Annotated in this window: 17 protein-coding genes; 4 read left to right on the top strand and 13 right to left on the bottom strand. The window is 41.9% G+C overall.

Annotated features, from left to right (window positions below; all coding sequences use genetic code 11):
• Positions 1-27: 27 nt before the first annotated feature.
• The 13 genes from fdxA to W03_RS01535 form a co-directional block, all read right to left on the bottom strand.
• The gene (gene fdxA, locus W03_RS01595; protein WP_244070762.1) at positions 28-351 is read right to left on the bottom strand and encodes a ferredoxin FdxA; all 324 of its coding nucleotides are present in this window, start codon (positions 349-351) and stop codon (positions 28-30) included.
• Between the two features lie 171 nt (positions 352-522).
• A complete protein-coding gene (locus W03_RS01590) occupies positions 523-2,643 on the bottom strand; it encodes a bifunctional (p)ppGpp synthetase/guanosine-3',5'-bis(diphosphate) 3'-pyrophosphohydrolase (protein ID WP_244070760.1) in 2,121 nt (706 codons plus the stop codon).
• Positions 2,644-2,704: 61 nt separating this feature from the next.
• Positions 2,705-3,196: an NlpC/P60 family protein gene (locus W03_RS01585; RefSeq protein ID WP_244070758.1), complete on the bottom strand. Its 492-nt coding sequence runs from the start codon at positions 3,194-3,196 to the stop codon at positions 2,705-2,707.
• A 35-nt stretch (positions 3,197-3,231) separates the two neighbouring features.
• On the bottom strand, positions 3,232-4,311 hold the full coding sequence (locus W03_RS01580; protein WP_244070756.1) for a chemotaxis response regulator protein-glutamate methylesterase: 1,080 nt from the start codon (positions 4,309-4,311) through the stop codon (positions 3,232-3,234).
• A 26-nt stretch (positions 4,312-4,337) separates the two neighbouring features.
• On the bottom strand, positions 4,338-4,955 hold the full coding sequence (gene cheD, locus W03_RS01575) for a chemoreceptor glutamine deamidase CheD (RefSeq protein ID WP_244070754.1): 618 nt from the start codon (positions 4,953-4,955) through the stop codon (positions 4,338-4,340).
• A 9-nt stretch (positions 4,956-4,964) separates the two neighbouring features.
• Entirely contained in the window at positions 4,965-5,813 is an 849-nt protein-coding gene (locus W03_RS01570) for a CheR family methyltransferase (protein ID WP_244070752.1), read from the bottom strand.
• 189 nt (positions 5,814-6,002) lie between these two features.
• Positions 6,003-8,087, bottom strand: coding sequence for a chemotaxis protein CheA (cheA, locus tag W03_RS01565; protein ID WP_244070750.1), 2,085 nt, complete (start codon positions 8,085-8,087; stop codon positions 6,003-6,005).
• 121 nt (positions 8,088-8,208) lie between these two features.
• Positions 8,209-8,574: a response regulator gene (locus W03_RS01560; RefSeq protein WP_244070748.1), complete on the bottom strand. Its 366-nt coding sequence runs from the start codon at positions 8,572-8,574 to the stop codon at positions 8,209-8,211.
• Positions 8,575-8,804: 230 nt separating this feature from the next.
• Positions 8,805-10,043 (bottom strand): EAL and HDOD domain-containing protein, encoded by a 1,239-nt coding sequence (locus tag W03_RS01555; RefSeq protein ID WP_244070746.1) that lies wholly within the window; start codon positions 10,041-10,043, stop codon positions 8,805-8,807.
• Positions 10,044-10,140: 97 nt separating this feature from the next.
• Entirely contained in the window at positions 10,141-10,938 is a 798-nt protein-coding gene (locus W03_RS01550; protein ID WP_244070744.1) for a GGDEF domain-containing protein, read from the bottom strand.
• Positions 10,939-11,153: 215 nt separating this feature from the next.
• A complete protein-coding gene (locus W03_RS01545; RefSeq protein WP_244070742.1) occupies positions 11,154-12,884 on the bottom strand; it encodes a GGDEF domain-containing protein in 1,731 nt (576 codons plus the stop codon).
• Between the two features lie 153 nt (positions 12,885-13,037).
• Positions 13,038-13,670 (bottom strand): response regulator transcription factor, encoded by a 633-nt coding sequence (locus W03_RS01540; RefSeq protein ID WP_244070740.1) that lies wholly within the window; start codon positions 13,668-13,670, stop codon positions 13,038-13,040.
• A 30-nt stretch (positions 13,671-13,700) separates the two neighbouring features.
• Positions 13,701-15,254: a histidine kinase gene (locus W03_RS01535; protein WP_244070738.1), complete on the bottom strand. Its 1,554-nt coding sequence runs from the start codon at positions 15,252-15,254 to the stop codon at positions 13,701-13,703.
• Between the two features lie 125 nt (positions 15,255-15,379).
• Between W03_RS01535 and W03_RS01530 the strand changes: the two genes are divergently transcribed.
• The 4 genes from W03_RS01530 (at position 15,380) to fliD (ending at position 20,594) form a co-directional block, all read left to right on the top strand.
• Positions 15,380-16,408 (top strand): IS1595 family transposase, encoded by a 1,029-nt coding sequence (locus tag W03_RS01530; RefSeq protein ID WP_244070736.1) that lies wholly within the window; start codon positions 15,380-15,382, stop codon positions 16,406-16,408.
• 261 nt (positions 16,409-16,669) lie between these two features.
• Positions 16,670-18,133, top strand: a complete 1,464-nt coding sequence (locus tag W03_RS01525; RefSeq protein ID WP_244070734.1) for a flagellin — start codon at positions 16,670-16,672, stop codon at positions 18,131-18,133.
• A gap of 96 nt (positions 18,134-18,229) precedes the next feature.
• On the top strand, positions 18,230-18,592 hold the full coding sequence (locus W03_RS01520) for a flagellar protein FlaG (RefSeq protein ID WP_244070732.1): 363 nt from the start codon (positions 18,230-18,232) through the stop codon (positions 18,590-18,592).
• Between the two features lie 34 nt (positions 18,593-18,626).
• Positions 18,627-20,594: a flagellar filament capping protein FliD gene (gene fliD, locus W03_RS01515; protein WP_244070730.1), complete on the top strand. Its 1,968-nt coding sequence runs from the start codon at positions 18,627-18,629 to the stop codon at positions 20,592-20,594.
• The last annotated feature ends 68 nt before the right edge of the window (positions 20,595-20,662 follow it).

Below are 20,662 nucleotides of genomic sequence, written 5' to 3'. Positions count from 1 at the left end.
CGGTAGAAAAATTACCGCCGTAATCAATCAACGTTCCAATTGATCAAATTTGTCACTAATTTTGGCCCAGTTATCAGCATCTGGTAATGCATCTTTTTTCTCAATGATTGGTTGCCATTCTTTGGAGAGCTCTGCATTCAATGCAATAAAATGTGTTTGTCCATCGGGCACATCATCTTCTGCAAAAATTGCTTCCACCGGACACTCTGCAACACACAATGTACAATCGATACACTCATCCGGATCAATAACTAAAATATTAGGACCTTCACGAAAACAATCAACCGGACACACATCCACACAATCTGTATACTTACATTTAATACAACTTTCAGTTACTACATAAGCCATGACAACTCTTCCTTGCTAAACGCTTTGTACAAAATAGAATCTTATATTTTAGCAGAATTCTCACAAACAAAACCAACATCAAACCTGCTAAATAATGCACGGAATTCATCTATTTTTAACTGATTGGTAGACTATGATGAGGCAAGAAAATAAGCGATTAAGAGGAAGCCGCTAATCCTTGATTCGGGTAATCTTAATGATGTCTTTAATGTGCCTAAGTCCTCGCATCACCTGGGCAAGGTGCTGGCGATTATTGACTTGTATAATCAGGCGCATATAAGTGTAGTCATCCCCGCTTTCCATATCGATATCATCAATATTAGATTCAGCTTTGGCGATTTCAGCCGCAACTTGCGCCAGTACACCCTTTTTATTTGCCGCAGTAACCCGAATACTTACTTCAAAACTTCTGTCAATATCTTTACCCCAAGCCACATCCAAGCAATTTGAGCAGTTCTCTAGGTTTTTCTGACTATTGGCAATGATTGCGCAGTCATGCGTATGAATGATCAAGCCATGTTCTTTTTTAATGATACCTGCAATTTCATCCCCTGGGATCGGCCGGCAACATTTAGCAAATTGAACGGTCAACCCTTCTGTTCCTAGTATTATGATGGGGTTTGCTATTTGTTCGTTAGCAATAGATTCAAGAGGAGAAGTAAGTCGTTTTGCAATAACAGCAGGAAGTTGTTTTCCTAAAGCCATTTCTGCAAATAAATCATCTTTAGACTTCACACCAGTATCACGAAGAAGTTTTTCCCACTGTGCGTCAGTAATCGCTTCTGGATTGATATTGAATGACTGCAGCGCCTGATTTAATAATCGTTCTCCCAATTTCACCGATTCGTCATATTGAATATTCTTGAGAAAATGACGAATATGAGAACGCGCCCTTCCGGTTACCACATAACTGAGCCAAGCAGGATTAGGTTTTGCGTAAGGCGCTGTAACAATCTCGACGCGATCGCCGCTTTTTAATTTAGTGCGCAAAGGAGCGCTTTCGCCGTTAATTTTTGCCGCAACACAGCAATTCCCTATATCTGAATGTACCGCATATGCAAAGTCAACTGCTGTAGAACCTCTTGGTAAGGTCAATATTTTTCCTTGCGGGGTAAATACATACACATCGCCAGGAAATAGATCAATTTTAAGATGCTCCAGGAACTCCAAAGAATCGGAAGTATTTGATAATAGCGCCTCTAGTAATCCTTGCAACCATTGACTAGACTTCAAGTGTTCGTTTTTGAACTCGCTATTATCTGAGGATTTATAAAGCCAATGCGCCGCTATACCATTTTCTGCAACGCTATGCATTTCGATCGTACGAATTTGAACCTCAATCGGCAAGCCGAATGGCCCTAATAAAGTGCTGTGTAACGATTGATAGCCGTTGTTCTTAGGTATCGCAATGTAGTCTTTAAATTTTCCAGGAATAGGGCGATACAGCCCATGCAATATTCCCAAGGCTACATAGCAAGCAGGAATATCTTTGACAATCACACGAAACCCATAAATATCAAGTACTTCAGAAAAAGACAAATGCTTATCTAACATTTTGGTATAGATGCTATAAAGATGCTTTTCCCGTCCCGTTACTTCCGCATCCAAACCTGCTTCTTTCAATTTTATTTTAATCGCATCGAGGATTCTACCAACCACCATACGGCGGTTACCTCGCGCTGCTTTTGTGGCTTTAACCAATACGTTATAACGCATTGGATAGGAATAACGAAAGCCCAGCTCCTGCAATTCTTGGAAAACATTATTAAGACCTAGTCGATAAGCGATAGGAGCATAAATCTCTAGTGTCTCACGTGCGATACTCTGTTGTTTTGCGAAACTCATAGACTCCAGCGTACGCATATTGTGCAATCGATCCGCTAGCTTAATCAAAATAACACGCACATCACGCGCCATTGCCAACAGCATTTTGCGAAAATTCTCCGCTTGCGCTTCTTCTTGCGTTTGAAATTTGATCTTTGCTAGTTTAGAGACACCATCCACCAATTCAGCCACGGAATCACCGAAACGTTCTCCAATTTCGGCTTTGGAAATTTCAGTGTCTTCGACTACATCGTGCAACAAAGCCGCCATTAATGTAGGTGCATCAAGATGCAAAGAACTTAGAATCCTTGCTACTGCAATTGGGTGGGAAAAATAAGGCTCGCCAGATTTACGAAATTGCCCTGAGTGCGCACCACTACCAAAGGAATGCGCAATTTTCAGCTGTTCAACGTCTTCGGGCTTAAGATACTGTGCTACTTCAGAAAATAGAACTTCTGATTCAGGCATAAAATTAATAGTCTCTAAAAATCACTTTTGAAAAACACTGAATTTATTAATTGAGAAGAGACTATATTCTAACCGACTTCCAATAATTGGAGTTCCAATAATTGTCATCCAGTCGAGATATCGTGACACCTTTTTTTTCGGAAACATGCAAAAAACGATTACTCTCTAAAAAAATACCGACGTGCCCTGATTGAAAAGTTGTTTTGAAGAAAACCAAATCGCCTGCCTTTAACTCACTTTTGTTGATTACTTTCCCTAGTCTAGTTTGCAACGCAGTTGTTCGGGGCAGATCCAGTCCCAATTTTGTTTTAAACGTTATATAAACAAAGCCTGAACAATCAATTCCCGCGCGACTTAAGCCACCATATTGATAACGAACGCCCTGCCAGTCATTAAATTGAGAGTATAGTACTTTCTTTACATACGCAGAATCAGCCAACTTAGCAGTATTGAGTGATGGCGAGCTTCTTTCTTGCAAAATTCCACAGCTTATTAGCAAGCTAGTAGCAAAAATCAGTACCACGAATCGGACAATATTCAGCACAATCAACATTGAATATTGGTCTCCAACAAATGAAGGAAATTTAACTATACGCGATTGGTACGGGTCCCCATAGAAGATAACTTCGACAGCACGCTTCTGGCAATATCTTTTAGCGGTACAACTTCATCGACCCCTCCAGCCGCAATCGCTTCTTTTGGCATCCCGAAAACCACACAACTAGCCTCATCTTGGGCAAAATTATAGGCGCCGGCATTGTGCATTTCTAACATTCCAGACGCACCATCTCTTCCCATGCCCGTCATAATAACACCAATCGCATTCTTACCCGCACAATTCGCCGCTGAGCGAAATAGTACATCAACCGATGGACGGTGTCGATTCACCGGCTCACCTTGATTCAATTCGGTAATATAATTTGCACCGCTACGTTTCAATAGTAAATGCGAGTGTCCTGGCGCAATAAATGCATGCCCCGGTAGAACTCGTTCTTCGCTACGCGCTTCTGTCACTGATATCTTGCAAAGGCTATTCAACCGATTAGCAAAGGATTTCGTGAAGCCTTCTGGCATATGCTGCGTAATTAAGATTGCCGGAGAGTCAGGAGGCATTTGTATAAGAAAATTTTTAATTGCTTCCGTGCCTCCAGTAGAAGCCCCAACAATGATCAATTTCTCCGTTGAGACGATGCGATTGGACAATGATGACAAAACCACATCCGCGGCATTGCTCTGAGTTGCTGTAATCGCAGTATACTTTTTTATTCGTGCAGCTTTTGCAATACGAATTTTATTGGTAATTTCACTACTATATTCTTTAAGCCCATCCACAATGCCAATTTTAGGTTTTGATACGAAATCCACTGCCCCGAGTTCCAGAGCGCGAAAAGTTACTTCGGATCCTTTCTCGGTCAGGGTGGATACCATTACCACCGGCATCGGTCGAAGGCGCATCAATTTTTCTAGAAAATCAATGCCATCCATACGAGGCATCTCGACATCCAGTGTCAGCACGTCAGGATTTTTCTCACGAATCATCTCGCGTGCTATGAGCGGATCAGCAGCAGCACCAATAACTTCCATATCGGATTCATTATTGATTATCTCGGCAAGTAGTTTACGTATTAATGCAGAATCGTCAACAACCAAGACTTTAATTTTGTTCATAATAGTGTCTCATTTATTCTAATGGCTCACTTAAGAAACAATTCAATTTCTCCACCACCCATATTTACCTTATTCAAAGCTTGTTTATAAGCACTCTCGCGCACCGAAATTTCGATATTACGGATATTTCTCAGTTTTTTTACCATTACCTTACCACTTTTTGGAAAAAAATAGACTTTGCGTGGAAATATATCGACCAAATCCCGCGCTATCACCTTTATTTTCTCTACTTTAAGAAAATTCAAGACGAAATCTGCATTTTGCTGGCCAATATTAGTAACGGTCATACCCTCGATGACATTTCCACCGCCAAACAGCTTCGCTTCAAGATTCGATCGCTGGGCGCCTAGCTTTAGAAGTTGATTAATTAGTATTTCCATTGCATAAGTGCCATAACGGGCTGATGCATTGAGCGGATTATTAGAGTCTCCCCCAGCATCCGGTAACATAAAGTGGTTCATCCCACCAATTCCGCTGCGATGATCTCGGATACAAGCCGCCACACATGACCCAAGAACTGTGACCAACATCATATCTTTGTCGGTTACAAAATATTCACCGGGTAGCAGCTTAACCGCTTCAATGTCAAAGTTTCTATCAAAATAAAAATTAGTCGCAACCTGACCAACAGGAGTTTGAGCCATAACGCTGCCTCATTTATGAACTAATTCGTACACTGTTTTCTCGCGCAACCTAAACAAATCAGATGCATGCTGAAAACTTTCCGAATGCCCGGCAAATAGCAATCCGTCGGGTGCTAACAACGGAACAAATTTCTTCAGGATTTTATACTGCGTCTGTTTATCAAAATAAATCATCACATTACGACAAAATATCGCATCAAAAGGGCCACGAATTGGCCAAACTTCATCCAGTAAATTTAATTGCCGGAATGTGACCATATTGCGTAACTCTGGACGAACCCTAGCTAGTCCGGCATGATGGCCTTTGCCTTTCAAAAAAAATTGACGAAGTTTTTCTTTGGGAATTTTTTCCAACCGATCTAATGGGTAAATTCCAAGCTGAGCTTTTGCGAGCACATTGGTATCTAAGTCGGTGGCCAAAATATGTACCGGCGGAGTCATGGATTTAAACGCGTTAGTCACTGCCATAGCCATTGAATAAGGCTCTTCACCTGTTGAAGATGCACTACACCAAAGCTGTATCTTCTTCTGATTTTTACGCTGTTCTAGATGCTTCTCAAAGATAGGAAAATGATGTTGTTCACGGAAAAAAGCCGTTAAATTAGTTGTTAACGCATTCGTAAATGCCTCCCATTCTTCAGCATTGCCTTTCTCCAAAAAGCTTAAATAGTCTTTAAAGCTCCTTAAGCCATTTGCGCGAACTCGTCGTGCAAGACGACTATAAACCATATTCTGCTTACTCGATGATAACGAGATTCCTGCGTGTTGATAAATAAGCTTCTTAATGCACTCGAAATCCTGCTGAGTAAAAGCATATTCTCGCTCATTATTATCAACAATCTCTCTGTCCGCACTCATTTCCATAGTATGCCAATTTCTATCTTTATTCTAGAAAATCAAACGCACATTAAAATTTGACTTAACGATCAGATTTTCGTGCGAAAATTAGTGTTCTATACTGTTAAGAAACTCGTATTGATAAGCTTTATAGGATGGCGGCTAGCGTATATTTGTATCAAAGAATAACCGTTCAAAAAGACATCAGCATCACACCATTTCTTGCTGTGATGCCATTACTAAAGCTGCTGTATCGAGAATGAGTGCAACTTTTCCGTCACCCATAATCGTTGCACCCGATACGCCTTTAACTCGACGATAATTAGTTTCAAGACTCTTGATGACGACTTGGTGTTGACCAACCAAATGATCGACAAACAGTGCCGCCTTGCGACCTTCTGCTTCCAGGATAACCAAAATACCATCGTGTACTGAAGCAACGTTAGGATGTAGATTAAAAATCTCATGCAAAGCTATGACAGGGAGATACTCTCCGCGCACTTGCACAACTCTGCCATTGCCGCTGACGGTTTTGATATCGGCAGCAGTCGGTTGTAATGACTCGATAATATAATTGAGCGGTATGATAAACATTTGATCGCCGGCTGCAACAGACAATCCATCCAATATTGCCAGTGTCAATGGCAAACGAATGGATATCCGCGTACCAGCACCAAACGAAGATTCGATATCAATTCGCCCGCCTAAGCTTTGAATATTACGCTTCACCACATCCATTCCGACACCTCGGCCGGAAACATCCGTGATAGTTTCAGCAGTAGAAAATCCTGCTTCAAAAATCAACTGCCAAACTTCTTGGTCGGTCATGCCATCATGAATTGACAATCCACGCTCCCGAGCTTTGGCAAGAATTTTTGTTCGATTAAGACCCGCACCGTCATCGCTAACTTCGATCACAATACTGCCTCCTTGATGAAACGCACGCAACGTAATCGTACCTTGCATCGGCTTACCTGCGGCTCTACGATTTTCAGGCCGCTCGATTCCATGGTCTAAGCTGTTTCTAACTAAATGTGTCAGGGGGTCAGCAATCTTCTCGATGAGTCCTTTATCAAGTTCGGTATTTTCACCGACTGTTTTTAATACCACTTGCTTATTCATTTTTGAAGCCAAGTCACGCACCACACGAGGATATCGACTGAATACAAAGCTAATTGGCATCATGCGAATCGACATCACAGATTCTTGTAAATCACGAGTATTTCGCTCCAATTGGTTCATACTACTGTGTAATTTCTCAAAAACAATCGGATCAAATTGAGAAGCTGTCTGAGCCAGCATCGCTTGTGTAATCACCAATTCCCCAACCAGATTGATCATCTGATCCACTTTCTCGATACTTACTCGAATTGAAGAAGCTTCATTCGATGTAGCAGATACATTAGTTTTGGTAGTCGTTTTTTCCGTTTGAGGTTGGCCTGTATTCGGATGGAGTAATGACTTTTCTACTATTTCCGAGAAATCATTCTTTTGAGGATCTACAGGTACGTCTGGACGGGGTAAAGCCACAATTTCTTTTTCTCTATGCACATTTTCATTGATATTACTTGATGCCTCAGATTCAATTTTTAATTTCTCGGGATCTACAACAAAAGCCAGAGTCTCCCAAATATCCTCTTCACTATTTTCGGTAGCCAGCTTTAGTCTGCACAAATGGTCATCATTATTCCTAGCTTCGTCTTCAAGAGCACCCAATAACCGAAGATTATTAAATAAATTCTCTAATATGGCCTCATTTAAACCAAATTTTGAAAACTCTATACTATAAACATGCTTTAGTTTATTTTCTATTACCGCAGTGACATTCTCGACAGCTCGAGAGCCTTCAATAGAAGCATCAGTTTTACCCTCAGCACTGAAGGATTCCTTATTCGATGATAGTTGCGTTTCATCGCTTAGTTTTTTCAATTCATCCAAAACCATAGCTACTTCAGCAGGATCTGCCGCGCCTTCACCACGATGCCCCGCGAGCTGATTTTTAATCACATCTCCCGCTTTAAGAAAAGCATCAATCATTTCACTGCGTACCTCAAGCTCACCTTTACGCAATTTATCGAGCAATGATTCCAGCATATGCGTTGTCTCCGTTATATCGACAAAACCAAATGTTCCTGCTCCGCCTTTGATAGAGTGTGCAGCACGAAATATCGCGTTTAAATCTTCGAGATCAGGCGAATTAGCATTTAACCTGAGCAAACAGGCTTCCATATCCGCAAGTAATTCTGAAGATTCTTCAAAAAATATTTCATAGAATTGTTCAAGATCATCACTCATAGATTACCTATTTAGGTTTTCAAGATAGCGAATAGCCTAACACTGCATTTAAGTGAATAAAATAAAAAACAAAACCATAAAAATTAGCTATTCACTAAAATGAATCTGGTTGATGCATGAATTACTCAATAACTTTAGCAATCACTTCGAGTAATCTCTTCGGATCAAATGGTTTGACCAACCAACCAGTAGCACCAGCAGCCCTGCCTTTGGCCTTAATGTCATCACTGCATTCTGTTGTGAGCATCAAAATAGGTATCGTCTTATAGTTGGATAATTTCCGTAGCAACGCTAAAAGTTTCAAACCATCCATTCGCGGCATATTGATATCGGTTAGCACTAGATTAACAGTGTGCTGATTCGCCTTTGCAAGCGCATCCTCACCATCAACTGCTTGAATTACTTCATAACCCGCACCTTTAAGCGTAAAAACAACCATTTGCCTGATAGATGCAGAATCATCGACCGTAAGAATTGTTTTGGTCATTTACCTATTATTCCTCTTACCTGTTGTAATTTAATTGAAACTCTTTATGGTCAGTAGAGCATTGCTACAACATCTCACGATGAGTGAGAGTCAATTTTTTAACACGGGAGAAAAGTGAATTGCTAAATTATTATTTATTGCATCGCTGATCACTTATAGTATTTTTATTACCGATTCCGAATCGAGAAATTACTTGTTGGAATATAAATAATTTAGATTGCAAACTTTTCCTAACCTGTAGCTTCGCTCATACGATTAGCCCATCCAATTGCTTGCATTTCAATGTTGGTTAACTCGCTTAGGCTTAAAAATCCTAATTCAGTTAAAATCGATTGCATCGTTTCAACTTCACTATTTTCACTGGCTTCTACTAGCTTCAATTCCTGTCCTAAACGACCGCCACGCGATACGAGTGCCTGATTCATGTCTTCAGAAATAGCGAGATTATCCACTATCTGTTGCATGTCCATACCGAGTAACACATCTAGAAGTGATAATATGCCGACCATAAAAGCTCTTTCATGATGATTTTTGTCGTGAGGTCGCTCAGCTATCGCGATTAATTCCATGAGTTTGCCACGCGCAGCTGCAGTTTGTAGCAAAGCGCTTGACATGCTGTCGCCTGACTGATTAGAGGTATAAAGTAATAGTTGAATCCATTTCTGCAATGGCTTTCGACCAAGCATCGTGATGGCATGCTTAATCGAATTAACTTTTTGCGGCAACCCATTAGCAACCGAATTTACCATACGCATCAAGTTGTAACTTAAGCCTGGTTGGTGTTTAAATTCTTTTTCTATTTCTTCTATATCGCTATCACTTGTGATAACAGCCAATAATTGCAATAAAGCTAATTTCCCTGGATCTGCACGTTTTATCGTCAATACTTCAGGCTTAGCAAAAAAGTATCCTTGAAACATTTGAAAACCCAGTTTCATACAGTGTACTTGTTGCTCACGAGTTTCTACCTTTAGTGCCAGCAATAGCACAGGCCAACGATTTAATGCAGTCACCAATTTAGTGAGGCTCTCTTCATCGAGATCAAGAACATTTACTTTTACAATGCTCACGATGGCCAATAACTGCTCTACTTGAGCATTAATAGCAGTAACATTATCGAGTGCAAATTGATATCCGGTTTTTTTCAATTCACCGCAGCGACGTAAAAATTCAGGGGTGATCTCTGCCGTTTCTTTTAGTTCCAAAACGACATGCTTACTTGGTAACAAAGAAATGATATCGCTCATGATCAATTCCGGATCCGCATTGATAAATCCACGTTGATTTCCAAGTACATTTTGGATACCAAATTGACCGTAAGCGTTTACAATAACATTGGAAGAAGCGGCTAACTCGTTTGTGACAGTCACTCCTTCTTCATTCTCCTCTTGCCGAAATAGCAATTCAAATGCCACTAAATTCTGATCGCGATCTAAGATGGGCTGCCGTCCAAGAAAAAAGCCGGTCATACTAATTCTCCACATTGATTCATAATTTTATCCAGCAATTTAGTGCTTTAAGGAATGCTTATCAAAGTAAAATAACACTTTAATTTATATAGTAATCTCAAGCCACTGAAGGAATGGTGCAATTTTTCCCCATGCGCTTAGCTTGATATAGCGCTTGATCAGCACGACTAATTACCGAGTTTTGATTTTCTCCAAAAGCGCGCAGCGCAATACCTGCACTAAAGGTAATCGGCATAAGTTGGTTTTCGAGTGGGAGGGCACTGCTTTTTGCGAGGTTATTTTGTATCCGCTGCACAATTGTTAGCGCTTCATTCATTTCAACATCAGGCAATAAAATGACAAACTCCTCACCACCAAAGCGCACCACCACGTCAGTAGGACGTAGTGTTTCCTTTGCAACGGTAACCAGACTAATCAAAACGTTATCGCCATAGGGATGCCCTAAGCAATCATTGATTCGTTTAAAATCATCCAAGTCAACCATAACAACCCCCAGAGATTGCGCATTCCGATCAGCACGAGCTGCCTCGCGTTTAAAAATATCTTCTAAACCTCGACGATTAAACGCGCCTGTCATTTGATCTGTCTGCACAAGGTTGCGTAACTGTTCAACTTCATTCTTTAGCGATTCTATTTTTTGTTCCGCCAGTTTCACTTGCTCCTGTGCGACGAATGCTTCATCACTGAACTTCACTTCTCGCGTTTCGGACAAAACAATATCAAGAATCCGAACAATTTCATCGGCATTTCTCGTATTACGTATCTGTTCAGCATATTGTTGAACTTGCCTATAGTATTTCTCTGAGTCAGTCATAGGTTTCTGCTCACTTTCAACTAAGTTTGGTGACTTAACTAGTCTCAACATTCCTCTTTTATTATTTGTGGCTTTTTGCATTACTAACCTCCTCATTAAGCGTATGAAGGCCTGCGCCGCGGACCAGGGGGTAGTTTTTCGTTGGATTGCGAAGGAGAACCCATATCCCGCTTATGCACTGCCATATCAGCAACATTAACAGAGGAATTTGGGGTTGAATTGAAGAAATAAAAAGGAGAATTAGTGTTATTTAAACTGTTTTAAAGAAATACATTGATGGTAGAGATCACAAACAATCATTCAGCCATAAGTATCTGGTTCTTGCCAGATTTCTTGGCGCGATATAGCGCCTCATCCGCTCGTTTGAAAATGCTTTCTTGGCTTTCTCCCGGACTAAATTGCGCGATACCCGCACTAAACGTTATCAACAGTCGATTATTGTCGTGCAAGAAGAATTTCTTGGTTAAATTGCGCCGTATCCTGGACAATACTTCAAAAGCCTCTTCTTTTTCCGTGTTCGGTAATAAAACTACAAATTCTTCTCCGCCGTAGCGTGAAACAACATCTTCAGGTCGCGTTGTTTCTTTGATCGATTGAACTAGGTAGATTAATGCATCATCGCCAACCTTATGACCATGCGTATCATTGAGTTGTTTAAAGTTGTCAATATCAAGCAAGGCATAACATAAAGAAATACGGTGGCGGATTGAGCGAGCAGTTTCTCGCATAAACGCGCTGTCCAAGCCGCGTCGATTCAATATACCTGTCAGATGATCTTCGTGAACTTTTTCTCCCATCTCCATGAGGTCAGTTTCAAGCTGGTTAATCTTTTCTTGCGCTTTAGAAACTTCGGCACGAGCTGCCAGAAAATCATTACGGTAGCTATGTGCATTCTTTTGCATTTGCTTAGTTTCACCCATGATCAATCCAAGCAGCTGATTTATATCAACAATATCATCTGCCTTGCTGATTTTATCTGAATAATCCTCAAGTTTCTCTTGGTATTCTCCAGTAGCATCGGTTAATTCTTCGATGTTAGTGATGATCGAGGTCACCATTTGTTTTAGTGTTGTTTTGGCTTCATTTAGGCTCAATCGAATCTGGTCTTGTTTTTGCGTTATTACTCCTAAACACTGTTCCGCTTCTTCGATAACTGCTTGATTCAATGGTTTCGACATCGTTATACGCAATTTATCGATTTGGTTTTTGATCCACTGATCGCCTGCTAATAATTCTCCGGTGCTATCCATAAGCATACCTAACAGCTTCAGTAATCCCTGACGAAGCGTTTTTTGATCTTTATCATAAGCATTAAAATTACTGTAGAATTGCTGGAAACACGTTACAAATAATGCCAATTCCGACTGACTGCTTACCTGGCGTATTTGATGCGCTAACTCCTTAGCTTCTTCTGATAGGGTAGTATCTTCAATCTGACATGCGACGATTCGACCCAAAATTTGTCCTGCAACATCTACTATCTGATCGATGTCAATTTGAATATCTTGCTCATCTAGTAATAGCCTTTGTGTATTTTCTGTCTCAGCGATTACAGATTCTACGGACGGTGTCAATTCGAGCGGTACTTTTTGTCGCTCATCAAGATCATCCTGAGATGACTTAGGGGGAACGGCGGCTAATGCCCCCCATGAATCTATTAATCCTTTTAGCTTGATATGCAACTGACTAGAGTCTTTGGAAAACTTACTTAAAACTCGAGTAACACCTTCCCTTTTTTTGGCAACCGTTAACTTACCGTGCTTACTTTCCAGTTGTTTCAATAACATTTCCAGTGTTTCCCCCCAGTTCAGGGGACTTTCAGAAATCGAATTAGCATTATCAATCGCCTGATTTGCAGTAGCATCAGCGCTTAAGGAATTCGCTTCTACTGAGCTATCAGAAACCCCGGCAATTTGATTATAAAGCTTGTAATAATTATCAGGTGTTGGAGGAATTTTGAGCGTAGCAAGCTGCTTTAAGGTTTCACGAGCAACAATTGTTGGGTTTGCGTTTTTTAACTCGTTCATAGCTATTCAATTCGAAAGACCGCAATAGAAAAAATATTGTAAACGACTGCTAATATTTGTGCCGCGTTGCTCATGCCTAGCCACTTTACATGTTAAAAGAAACGAATCAGTATATCGACTGAATTCTTTCCTCATTGTGGAAAAAATAATGCATTAATCAACCAATTTATTTTTTATCGCATAACGAATGAGTTCAGAGTTATTGGTCAATTTTAACTTTTCCAATAAACGTGCACGATAAACACTTACTGTCTTGGGACTTAGAAACATTTCACCCGATATTTCTGATAATGTTTTCCCTGCAGCAATAAAACACAAAGTTTGATATTCCCTATCCGATAAAGTCGAATGTAGTGGTTTATCGGCGTCAGTATTAATGATATTTGCTAGCTCTTGTGCCACTACTGGGCTGACATACTTGTTGCCAGTAGCGACCTGTCGAATCGCCACAACCAGCTGCGCTGGTGCACTTTGCTTGTTTAGATAGCCGGAGGCACCAGCTTTTAATGCGCGAATTGCAAATTCATGCTCGTTATGCATACTCAACATTAGAACAGCAAGAGTAGGTCTATCTTTTTTAACTTGTTTAAGAATTTCGATACCGTTTCTGTCAGGTAGTGATATATCAAGCAACATTACATCAAAAGATTGCTGCCGCGCGATTTTAACTGCTTGAAACCCTGTTTCAGCTTCTCCGGTTACTTTAATGTCATCGGTCTCGCTAAGTATTTGTTTTAGGCCTTGACGAACAATTGCATGATCATCGGCTATCATGACATTAATCATATATATCTTCTGCTATTCAAAACCATGAGATCACTTCCTCATTGAATGATTGGCAAAACATTCTCTATTGGTTTCCATTTCAAAATCAATAGGTTCTCTTGCAGAGATTGTATTGTCGCCTTTGGAAATAAGAATGGTTACCTTTGTTCCTTCATTAGGGCCTCCGGAAATATAAAAACTTCCTTTCAACTGTTGGCAACGTTCACGCATTCCTCTAATTCCAAAAGAATCATGTTTCTCCATATCTGTATTAGTGATACCACGGCCATTATCGCCAATCTCAAGAAGAATCAATTGGTCTAGATCAGTGAGCGTAACATGTACTTGAGATGCTCCGGCATGTTTCGAAATATTGGTAAGCGCTTCTTGAAATATACGAAAAATTGCAATCGCCAAATCCGAGTCTAGCGTTATGTCATCACTATCACAAGAAACTTTACAAGCGATTCCTGTACGAGCACTAAATTCCTTAGCTTGCCATTGGACTGCGGCAACGATACCACAGTCCAAAATACCTGGGCGCAAATCTAAGGAAATACGGCGTGTACTATCAATAACGCGATCGACCAGCGATTCAACAGATTTCATTTTCTGTTGATAAAATTCAGGGGCTCTGGATTCTCGATCAATACACGGAAAAAGCTCACATTTAATAGCCGTCAGGGTTCCACCTATGTCATCGTGAATCTCCCGAGCAATACGCGCACGCTCCTGCTCTTTGACTTTCTGCATATATGAAGACAATTCAGCCAATTGCTCACGTGAACGCGCTATTTCACGTTCGGCTAATTTATTGCGGGTTATATTGATCATGATGCCATCCCACACCGTAGCCTCATTATCTATCCTTCTTGGCGTAGCGCGTAAGCTAATCCATTTGATATCGCTATCACCCTTAACTTGAATGCAACCCTCCCAATCCCAGGTAGAAAGTTGTTCCGCAGATACCACAAATGACTGACAATAAGATTCCCTATCGTCAGGCAATATTAGTTCAGGAAATAAACCGGGGTAATCAATTAGTTTTTCTGGACGCAAACCCAGCAGTGTTTCGCTTGCATCGCTCGCATACAGAAAACTGGTTTCTCCATTACTCGTCAATAAGAACTGAAAAACGACACTCGGAAGATTGGCTGTAATGGCTTGAAATAGCACCTCACTTTTTTGTAACGCGCTTTGCGCCACGATAAAACGTTGGTGGTTTTCGGCTTCATTTAGCATGCGGCGTATCACCGGCACCAATCTAGTCGAGTGATGCTTCATCATAAAGTCATACGCACCCAAAGCCATAATATGCTCTGCCGCTGTTTCATCGGTATGGCTGGATAATATAATGAGTGGAATGTTGAGATTTTTTTCACGGACAATCCGCAACACATCATGGACAGTCAATTGCGGCAAATCGTAATCAGATAAAATCAAATCCCAGCAATGATTTGACAATGCATTTTGTAATGCTTCAATTGAAGTTATTTGCAAGTGCTCCGTTTGAAATCCGCCTCTAGCAAGCAACAACATAACTTGCTCTACATCATGCTCGGAATTCTCAACCATTAGTACCTTCAGTTTATCTTTATTGGCCATCCAAGTCCCTTCTTGATCGAAGTCGAGAATCTAAATTGCTCTAACAATTAACCCGTGCTTATCCGGTTGTCTCCCAAGCCCACTACCGGTAGTATGTTGAGCATCTGCGCCAACCTGAGGTGGTCATGGTTATCGACGTGCTTGAGCGAGACGATTTGCCGTTCCCTCGCTCGCTTCCTGATTTTCAGCGACTGTTCCCGAACGAAGCGGCCTGCGCGGCCTATCTTGAGCGCGCCCGATGGAGCGACGGATTCGTTTGTGACTACTGCGGCACACTCGGAGAGCCTTATCGCTTCGCCAATCGCCCCAGCGTTTGTCGGTGCCGTCACTGCAACCGAGACACGAGCCTCACTGCGGGCACCGTCATGGAACGCACCCACACACCTCTCTCCGTATGGTTCTGGGCAGCCTACTTGGTTGCCAGCCAAACACCCGGTATGTCTGCTGCCCAATTCCAGCGGCAACTCGGGCTGTCGCGTTATGAGACTGCTTTCCAGATTCTCCACAAACTGCGGGTCGGCATGGTGCGTCCCGACCAAGATCGGATTGGTGGCAACCCCTTCGATGCCGTCGAGGCCGATGAAACCTACGTCGGAGGACGTACTCGCGGCAAGGGTCGAGGCGTTCACGACATGGTTCTCGTCGCCGGTGCGGTCGAGGTTAAACAGCGCAAGCACGGTGGCAGCCTCAATAAGCGGAGGACTGGGCGTTACGCCGGACGTGTTCGGCTCGCTGTGGTGCCAGACCGCAGTGCCAAATCGTTGGGCGGTTTCATTGAGCGCGTCGTTACGCCAGGCGCCACCATCATTACCGATGACTGGAGCGGCTACGCGGCGCTTGAAAAGCGAGGGTATCTTCATACCGCCGTTGCGGAACGTGGCGACATGCAAGTTGCCGAAACTTTTCTGCCCATCATTCACCTCGTGTTCTCCAATCTCAAAACATGGTTACGTGGCATTCACCACGGCGTCAGCCCGCAACACCTGCAAGCCTATCTCAACGAATTCACGTTTCGATTCAACCGCCGTTTCTACCCTTTCAACGCATTCCGTTCCCTGCTTGGCATTGCTGGTGATGTCACTGCGCCGACGTATGCTGAACTTTATACAAAAAAATCACGGCCCACTACTACATCTAGCTACCTTGGGAGTTAACCGGATAAGCACGAATTAACCAACTGAATTTGTAAAATATTTTACAAGATTATTTATAAATAACATAGCCATTTATTTCGTTAATTACTAACACAAATCAGTCAATTAAGTATTAATTCCGAACTATAAAATTCTAAACTTTTGAAAATGCTATCCGATTACTGCTACAACAGCGGTTACAAACCCTCTTGGATTGCGGGGAAAACCAATGGAAATGGCAATTTTGCCAATACTACTTAGTGAAGTAAAAGGAGAACTCAAATGCCACAAATCATTAATTCAAATATCGCCTCATTGAATGCACAACGTAATTTAAATACGTCACAATCATCACTGAATACCTCTTTGACACGCCTTTCTTCTGGCTTACGAATCAACAGTGCCAAAGACGATGCAGCAGGCTTAGCAATTTCAGAACGGATGACTTCACAAATCCGCGGTTTGAACCAAGCTGTGCGTAATGCAAATGACGGTATTTCTCTGTCACAAACTGCTGAAGGCGCATTAGGAGAAATCGGTAACAACTTGCAACGTATCCGTGAACTGGCGGTGCAATCTGCTAACGCGACCAACAGCGCCAGTGACCGTGCATCACTTCAAGCGGAAGCTGCGCAGTTAACGGCTGAAATAACGCGTGTTGCCAGTCAAACCCAGTTCAACGGCACAAACTTGCTAGATGGTTCTTTCCTGAATCAGAGCTTCCAGGTTGGAGCCAATGCCAATCAAACGATCAATATCTCCTCGATTGGTGATTCACGCGCGACTGCATTGGGTAGCAATATTTTAAATACCACTGGAACTGCCATGGGAACAGCAACTGCTCCTCATGACAATTCAACACCTGAAAATGGAGTCACTGCCGAAACCGATTTGGCGCTTACAACCAGCAAAGGTGTAGCAACTGGTATTAGTTATGCGGCTGGTGCTGACGCAAAAACCATTGCAGCAGCTATTAATACCGCAGCTTCGAGTATCGGCATTACTGCAACCGCCACCAATAGTGCGACATTGGGTAGTCTAAGTGGCGCTGGAACAGTCTCTATGACACTGAATGGCAACACAGTGTCAGCCGTGGTGACCGATAAATCCGATTTAAGCAGCTTCGCTGCCGCGATCAATGGTTTGCAATCAACCACTGGCGTCACGGCCTCATTTGCAACTCCGAATGACAAATCCGTGATCACGTTATCGACCACTGATGGCAGAGATATCGTCATTAATGACTTTTCCAATACCGATACCCTCAAAACGGCTAGCGTCGTAGCAGGAACAACTACACAGACGTTAGATGGTGTAGCTGACACAGATTCAACAACAATAACCGGCAAAATTGAGCTTGCCAGTTCTGCAGGGCAAATTACTGCAGGCAATGCAAACGCTGATGTGTTTGGAACTACCGTCAGTGCATTCAATTCAGTAGCTACGCTGGATCTATTAACAGCCACGAATTCGCAAGCAGCATTAAAAACACTCGATGCCGCCTTAGCTCAAATTAACAGTACACGCGGTGATCTGGGTGCGATTCAAAACCGTTTCAGTTCAACCATTGCGAACTTGCAAAGCACTTCCGAAAATCTGTCAGCTTCCCGTAGTCGCATTCAAGATGCCGACTTCGCTCAGGAAACCGCTAACATGACGCGCGGACAAATCTTGCAACAAGCAGGCGTGGCGATTCTTGCGCAAGCAAATTCACTACCCAATAACGTTCTTTCATTACTCCGTTAATCATTCCATGTAATGACTTAACGTTTTCACTAAAGCCGGAGGCGCGGGAGTACAGCTAGAAGCTCTCGCGTTCCATTCAGCCTTAAGGAGAATATCATGAATATCAATGCATTAAACGTAACAAACGTATACCTACCACCTCCAACTGCTAATACGCAAAAATCAGCAACTAATTATTTGCAGGTTCTTCCACCTTCGCAGGTTAAAGATACTCAATCTGAAACCACTTCCAGTTCAGATCAAGATGTCCAACATGCCGTACAAAAAATACAAGAAGCTGTAGCAAACCTGGCACATAACTTGCGTTTTTCTATTGATGAGGATACCGGCAGAACCATTATAAAAGTAATGGATGTGCATACAGACGAGATTATTCGTCAAATCCCAACCAAGGAAGCCATTGAAATTGCGCATACCCTTGATAGAGTACAAGGATTATTGTTTAGTGATAAAGCTTAATCCAATTATGAAAATCTAAACAAAGAGAATTAAAATGCAAACACTCGCATCGCCAGGAATTGGATCAGGCTTGGATGTTAACGGTATCGTTAAACAGCTGATGACGCTGGAGAGTCGCCCCCTGACCGCTCTTGATACCAAAGAAGCCAAACTACAAACAAGATTGTCGGCTTTTGGTGCTTTAAAAGGAGCCCTTTCCTCATTCCAAGGTAGCGTTGCAGCATTAGCCGATCCGGCAAAATTTAATGGCAGAACGGCAACTATTTCCGACTCAACTTTAGCCAATGTGAGCGCCACGCCGTCTGCAGTAGCAGGCAGTTATTCGCTAGAGATCCAATCACTAGCGCAATCACAAAAACTGAAATCGACGAACTTTGCGACTACAAATACTACGGTAGGTAGCGGAACATTAACAATACAGTTTGGCACATACAGCAGTGGCACATTCACATTAAATGCGGATAAAGCAGCGCAATCAATTACTATCTCACCGAGTAATTCGTCTCTTGCAGGAATCCGTGATGCTATCAATCAAGCTGATGCAGGAGTAACTGCAAGTATTGTCAATGATGGTTCCGGCAATCGCCTAGTCATTGCATCAAAAGATACTGGCATAAGCAACGCTTTAAAAATTACTGCTATAGATTCCGATGGAAACAATTCGGACAATACTGGCTTGTCTCAGCTTGTTTATGATGCCTCTACGGGAGGGATATCGAACCTAACTGAAACGGTAGCAGCCAGCAACGCCAACTTTATTATTGATGGAATCTCAATCAGTAAAGCATCCAATAAAATCACCGATGCAATTGAAGGTGTCACGATCGATTTACTAAAAACGAACCCAGGCGCAACAACGACTTTAAATCTGGCGCATGATGCCGCAGGTGTTCAAAGCGCTGTTACTTCGTTTGTAAAATCTTTTAACGATTTAAACAAAACCATTGTCGACCTCTCTAAATATGATGCAACCACAAAACAAGCTTCCATTTTAACGGGTGATTCAACGGTACGATCCATACAGACAAGCTTACGTAACGAAATATCGAATCCTCTGAATTCTGCGGGCGGTGGATTAAGTTTATTATCAGAAATCGGTGTATCTTTTCAGGCCGATGGAACACTTACACTCGATCAAACAAAATTATCCGAAGCATTAAGCGATTCTACTAAAGATATTTCGACCTTATTTGCTTCGATTGGGAAAACGACAGACAGTCAAGTATCTTTCATAAGCGCCACTCCTGACACAATGAATGGAAAATATTCATTGGATATCACACAAATGGCAACTCAAGGCATGGCTTTAGGAAGTAGCGCGGCATCTCTGACTATTAATTCAGGATCGAATGATCGGCTTGATCTTTCTATTCACGGAATAAGCACAAATATCACCATTGCAGCAGGAACTTATACAGCAGCCTCTTTAGCGGCAGAGATTCAGTCCAAAATCAATGGCTCGTCAGCAATTACATCAGCGGGTCTTAAAGTAGCTGTAATCGAATCTGCAGGAGTATTAAAAATCTCATCTGATCAATATGGCTCAACATCAACTGTTTCCATAACAGGAGGAAATGCGAAAGCAAGTCTATTTGGCACTCCCGTTGAAACCGCCGGATTAGATGTAGCAGGTTCAATTAATGGTATTACGGCTATAGGCTCAGGTCAAAAATTAACTGGTTTAGGCGATAGTAGCGGATTGGTTTTGAATATCATTGGTGGTAGTACCGGTGCCAGAGGAGAAATCAATTTTGCACATGGTTTTGCAGCAAAATTAGACAGATTGGTAGATAAAATGCTCGGCAATCACTTAATTGACAGTCGAATAGACGGTATAAATTCATCCATAAAAGACATAAATACTCAGCGCGAAACTTTAAATCGCCGCTTGGTTGATGTAGAAGCACGCATTCGAGCACAATTCACGGCCCTTGATTCCATGGTTGCCAACATGACCAAAACAAGTAACTTCTTACAACAACAGCTATCCGCAAACAAATAACGACAGCTATCGAAATACCCAAAACAAAATAATTATCAATTGACAATTAGCTCTTTAGAGGAAATAAA

Origin of the sequence: Nitrosomonas sp. PY1 (assembly GCF_022836435.1) — a bacterium.
Classification (GTDB): domain Bacteria; phylum Pseudomonadota; class Gammaproteobacteria; order Burkholderiales; family Nitrosomonadaceae; genus Nitrosomonas.
This window is presented reverse-complemented; position numbering and strand designations above follow the sequence as displayed.